Origin of the sequence: Mesorhizobium sp. M7A.F.Ca.CA.004.04.2.1, assembly GCF_004022825.1 — a bacterium.
Taxonomy (GTDB): Bacteria; Pseudomonadota; Alphaproteobacteria; order Rhizobiales; family Rhizobiaceae; genus Mesorhizobium.
On the sequence record NZ_RZPH01001103.1, the window covers coordinates 1 to 1,912 of the forward strand.

Sequence of the window (1,912 nt, forward strand, 5' to 3'; positions counted from 1 at the left end):
GGCGATACCGGCCTGCCGGTGCGCTGGTCCATCACGCCGGCTGCCAGCGGCTCCATGGTGATGCAGTTCTCGACCGGGCAGACATTGACGCAGAGATTACAGCCGACGCATTCGGCCTCGATCACCTCGAAGTGCCTGACGCCGTCGACCATGCTGGTGATCGCCTGGTGCGAAGTGTCCTCGCAGGCGATGTGGCAGCGGCCGCATTTGATGCAGGCATCCTGGTCGATACGCGCCTTGGCGACGTAGTTCAGGTTGAGATACTGCCAATCGGTCACATTGGGCGTGGCGCGGCCGACGATGTCGTTGAGCGAGGCGTGCCCCTTCTCGTCCATCCAGTTTTCGAGGCCCGCGATCATTTCCTGCACGATTTTGAAGCCATAGGTCATCGCCGCCGTGCACACCTGCACATTGCCGGCGCCGAGCGCCATGAATTCGGCCGCGTCACGCCAGGTGGTGATGCCGCCGATGCCGGAGATCGGCAGGCCGCGGGTTTCTGGATCGCGCGCGATCTCGGCCACCATGTTCATGGCGATCGGCTTCACCGCCGGGCCGCAATAGCCGCCATGCGAGCCCTTGCCGTCGATTGTCGGCTGCGGCGCGAAGCTGTCGAGGTCGACACCGGTGATTGAATTGATGGTGTTGATCAGCGACACCGCATCGGTGCCGCCGGCATGTGCCGCCCGTGCGGGCTTGCGCACATCGGTGATGTTGGGCGTCAGCTTGGTGATGACGGGCATGCGGGTGTTCTGCTTGCACCAGCGCACCACCATTTCGATATATTCCGGCACTTGGCCGACAGCCGCGCCCATGCCGCGCTCCGACATGCCGTGCGGGCAGCCGAAATTCAGCTCGATGCCGTCGGCTTCGGTCTCCTCGACCACCGGCAGGATCGCCTTCCAGGCCTCCTCGACGCAAGGCACCATCAGCGAGACGACGATGGCGCGGTCGGGCCAGTCCTTCTTGACCTGCTTGATCTCGCGCAAATTGACCTGCAGGTCGCGGTCGGTGATCAACTCGATGTTGTTGAGGCCGAGCAGGCGGCGGTCGGCGCCCCAGATCGCGCCATAGCGCGGGCCGTTGACGTTGACCACCGGCGGGCCTTCCTCGCCGAGCGTCTTCCACACCACGCCGCCCCAGCCGGCCTTGAAGGCGCGGATGACGTTGTAGGCCTTGTCGGTCGGCGGCGCCGAGGCAAGCCAGAACGGATTGGGCGACTTGATGCCGACGAAATTGTTTCTGATATCTGCCATGCTCATGCCCTCCCGTTCGAGGTCAGTGCCCGGTTGATGCTCTCCGCAGCGTCGCGCCCCTGCGCGACCGCCGAGACGGTGAGGTCGTCGCCACCGAAGATGCAGTCGCCGCCGGCCCAGACCCTGGCAAGCGACGTACGCCCTTCCGCATCCACCTTGATGCGGCCGGCTTCGAGATCGATCGACGCACCGCTGCCGTTGAGGGCTGCCGGCACAAAACTCTGTCCGATCGCCTTGAACACCTGGTCGGCAACGAGCGTCAGGGTCTCGCCGGTGCCGGCAAGCCTGTCGCCGTTCATGGCGGTGTATTCGAGTTCGATGCCCGACACTTTGCCGCCCTCGGCGATCACCCGCTTCGGCTGCAGCCAGTGGCGGATGGTGACGCCATTGGCGGCGGCCAGATCCTGCTCGAACTCGGACGCATTCATGTGCTCCTGGCCGCGCCGGTAGCAGATCGTCACCTCCTCGGCGCCGAGCAATTTCGACTGCACGGCCGCGTCGATCGCCGTCATGCCGCCACCGATGACGACGACGCGGCGGCCAACCGGCAGGCCGGAAAGGTCGCTGGCCTGGCGCAGTTCGGCAATGAACTCGACCGCGTTGATGACGCCGTCGGCGTCCTCGCCATCGGCACGCAGCGCATTGACGCCGCCAAGGCC

2 protein-coding genes are annotated in these 1,912 nt (G+C 65.4%); both read right to left on the reverse strand.

Going from position 1 to position 1,912, the window contains the following annotated elements; translation table 11 throughout:
• Positions 1 to 1,253: NAD-dependent dihydropyrimidine dehydrogenase subunit PreA (gene preA / locus EN893_RS31740; RefSeq protein WP_128362089.1), on the reverse strand; the 1,253-nt coding region annotated here is incomplete at its 3' end.
• Positions 1,254 to 1,255: 2 nt separating this feature from the next.
• The coding region (locus tag EN893_RS31745; RefSeq protein WP_164901289.1) for an FAD-dependent oxidoreductase at positions 1,256 to 1,912 on the reverse strand (657 nt) is incomplete at its 5' end.